Genomic DNA, 3,190 nt, shown 5'->3' with positions numbered 1-3,190 from the left:
GCCATCGCCTTCACGTCGTCGGGCATGTTGGTGTAGGGGGCGAGCTTGACCGCGCCGTCCTTGATGCCAAGCCAGACATTGTCCGGCTTCCAGGTGCCGTCGAGGGCTGCCTGGACCCGGCTGATGTAATAGGGACCCCATTCGTCGGTGAGCGAGGTCAGCTGCGCGTTCGGCGCGAACTTGATCATGTCGGAGGACTGGCCGAAGCCGTGCAGCTTGCGCTCCTCGGCCACCTGCAGGGCAGCGGTCGAATCGGTGTGCTGGACGATAATGTCGGCACCCTGGTCGAACAGCGCCTTGGCGGCGTCGGCTTCCTTGCCCGGATCGAACCAGGAATTCACCCAGACGATCTTGGCCTTGAAGTTCGGGTTGATCGACTGCGCGCCGAGCATGAAGGAGTTGATGCCCATCACCACTTCCGGGATCGGGAAGGAAACGATGTAGCCGGCAACGCCTGCCTTCGATTCCTTGGCGGCGATCTGGCCGAGCACATAACGGCCTTCATAGAAACGCGCATTGTAGATGCCGAGATTGTCAGATGTCTTGTAGCCGGTGGCGTGCTCGAACATCACCTTCGGGAATTTCTTGGCAACCTTCACTTCCGGGTCCATGAAGCCGAAGGAGGTGCCGAAAATGATCTTGCAGCCTTCGCGTGCCAGGCGCTCGAAAGCGCGGTCGGCGTCGGGGCCTTCCGAGACGTTTTCAAGATAGGCGGTTTCGACCTTGTCGCCGAGCGCCTTCTCCACTTCGAGACGGCCCTGGTCGTGCTGGTAGGAATAGCCGAAATCGCCGATCGGGCCGGTGTAGACCCAGCAAGCCTTCAGCTTGTCCGCGGCCTCGGCCGTCGCTGCCAGCGACATGGCGGCGGTCGTGGTCATCAGGGCAATAAGCAGTTTTTTCATCGTGTTACCTCTCTGAGTTAGCCTTGGAGCTTCCCGTTTGTTTTTTGTTGTCAACGATCCGGAACGAATGGCTGCCCCAAGGAAGCCGGCGTGTTCATCATCGTCAGACGCTTGTTGCGCGAGATTAGAACGAGAACCACGACGGTTGCCAGATAGGGCAGCGAAGAAAGGAACTGTGAGGGCACTGGAATGCCAAAAGCCTGTGCATGAAGCTGGCCGATCCACACCGCGCCGAAGATGTAGGCGCCGGCCAGCACCCGCCATGGCCGCCAGGAGGCGAACACCACCAGCGCCAGCGCGATCCAGCCGCGGCCGGCGCTCATGTTCTCCACCCATTGCGGCGTGTAGACCAGCGAGAGATGGCCGCCGGCGAGACCGGCACAGGCGCCGCCGAAGATGACCGCGAGGTATCGGTAGCGGATGACCTTGATGCCAAGCGCATGCGCCGAGGTGTGGCTGTCGCCGATCGAACGCAGCGTCAGCCCGGTGCGGGTCTTGAACAGGAACCACATGACGGCGGCGGTCAGTGCGATCGAGATGTAGAAGATCGGATCCTGGCCAAACAGCAGCCTGCCGACCACAGGGATTTCCGTCAGGCCGGGAATGTCGAGGTTGGGCAGCCTTTCGCCGGGCTGGCCGACGAAGCTGGTGCCCATCATGCCGGACAGGCCAAGGCCGAGCAGCGTCAGCGACAGGCCGGTCGCCACCTGATTGGTGGCCAGCGACAGCGTCATGACGGCAAACAGCAGCGAGAACACAGCGCCCATGGCAATGGCCGCCAAAAGGCCGATCCAGGGCGATCCGGTGAGATAGGTTGCGCCGAAGCCGCCGACGGCGCCCATGATCATCATGCCTTCGACGCCGAGATTGAGTACGCCGGAGCGCTCGACCACCAGCTCACCGATTGCCGCGATCAGCAGCGGCGTTGCCGCGGTGGCGATGGTCAGAAGGATGTTTACGGTGATGTCCATCAACGGGCTTCCTTCAGCTTCGGTGCGGCTTCGAGTTTGGCCACGCCTTCCGGTTTGGTCAGCGCCAGGCCGACCAGGCGTATGCGGTAATGGATGAGCGTGTCGCAGCCGAGCACGAAGAACAAAAGCATGCCCTGGAACACCCGCGCCACCTTGTCGGAGATGCCGAGCGCGCTCTGCACTGCTTCGCCGCCGAGATAGGTCAGTGCCAGCACCAGTCCGGCGGCAACGATGCCAAGCGGGTTGAGACGGCCGAGGAACGCCACGATGATGGCGGTGAAGCCGTAGCCGGGCGAAATGACGGGCTGCAGCTGGCCGATGGCGCCCGAGACCTCCGAGATGCCGGCAAGTCCCGCCAGCGCGCCCGACAGCAGGAAGGCAAAGAACACCATCCGGTCGAGGCCGAAGCCGGCGAAGCGTCCTGCCCGCGGGCTCGAGCCCAGCACGCGCACCTCGAAACCTTTCAGCATGCGGCTCATCAGGATCCAGACCAGCACCGCGGCGACCAGCGCGAAGACAAAACCCCAGTTTGCCCGTCCGGCATCCGGCATCAGTTCCGGCAACACGGCCGAATCGTTGAACTGGATGGTCTGCGGGAAGCCATGGCCCTGCGGATCGCGCCAGGGGCCGCGCACCAGCCAGTCAAGGAAAAGTTGCGCGACATAGACCAGCATCAGGCTGGTCAGGATCTCGTTGGTGCCGAAGCGCGTCTTGAGCAGAGCCGGGATCGCCGCATAGGCCGCACCTCCGACCATGCCAAGCAACAGCATCAACGGCAGCACCAGCGGGCCTTCGAACTGCGGAAACAGTACTGGAAGCATCGAGCCAACGATGCCGCCGAGGATGAACTGGCCTTCGGCGCCGATGTTCCAGATGTTGGCCTTGTAGCAAACCGACAGGCCGACGGCGATCAGGATGAGCGGCGCGGCCTTGATCGCCAGCTCATGCAACTGCCAGATTTGGCTGATCGGCTCGATGAAATAGATGTTGAACGCAGTCAGCGGATTGACGCCGAGCAGCGCGAACATGACGGCCCCGGCAATGATGGTCAGCGCGAAGGCGATGAACGGCGACAGGGCCGAAAACAGCATGGAACGCTGCGGACGTTTGACGAGTTCGAGGCGCATCATGCCGTCTCCAACGTGTGTTCGGCGTGACCGGGTTCGGCGCCACCCATCAGCAAGCCGACCTTCTCGAAGGTCGCCTCGGCGATCGGTATCGGCTTCGACAACTCGCCATTGTGCATGACGGCGATCGCATCCGAGATCTCGAACAGCTCGTCGAGATCCTGGCTGATCACCAGCACCGCCGATCCGC

The 3,190-nt window shown here is 62.6% G+C and carries 3 protein-coding genes and 1 pseudogene; all 4 read right to left on the bottom strand.

Going from position 1 to position 3,190, the window contains the following annotated elements; genetic code table 11:
* The coding region (locus tag EN914_RS29640) for a BMP family ABC transporter substrate-binding protein (RefSeq protein ID WP_164779003.1) at positions 1–902 on the bottom strand (902 nt) is incomplete at its 3' end.
* Between the two features lie 50 nt (positions 903–952).
* Positions 953–1,873: an ABC transporter permease gene (locus EN914_RS29635; protein WP_024503273.1), complete on the bottom strand. Its 921-nt coding sequence runs from the start codon at positions 1,871–1,873 to the stop codon at positions 953–955.
* Positions 1,873–3,003, bottom strand: a complete 1,131-nt coding sequence (locus tag EN914_RS29630; protein ID WP_024503274.1) for an ABC transporter permease — start codon at positions 3,001–3,003, stop codon at positions 1,873–1,875. The genes EN914_RS29635 and EN914_RS29630 overlap by 1 nt, the downstream gene beginning before the upstream one ends.
* A pseudogene (locus EN914_RS29625) lies at positions 3,000–3,190 on the bottom strand (ABC transporter ATP-binding protein); the annotation flags it as partial. The pseudogene EN914_RS29625 and the gene EN914_RS29630, both read right to left, overlap by 4 nt.

The sequence above is a fragment of the Mesorhizobium sp. M7A.F.Ca.CA.001.08.2.1 genome, from assembly GCF_003998455.1.
GTDB lineage: Bacteria > Pseudomonadota > Alphaproteobacteria > Rhizobiales > Rhizobiaceae > Mesorhizobium > Mesorhizobium ciceri.
The sequence above is the reverse complement of the archived record's forward strand: the minus strand, read 5'-3'. Positions and strand labels throughout refer to the sequence as shown.

Excerpts from the sequence above, each read along its gene's own strand:
- EN914_RS29635 (WP_024503273.1), bottom strand. The coding sequence starts at position 1,873 with ATGGACATCACCGTAAACATCCTTCTGACCATCGCCACCGCGGCAACG.
- EN914_RS29630 (WP_024503274.1), bottom strand. The coding sequence starts at position 3,003 with ATGATGCGCCTCGAACTCGTCAAACGTCCGCAGCGTTCCATGCTGTTT.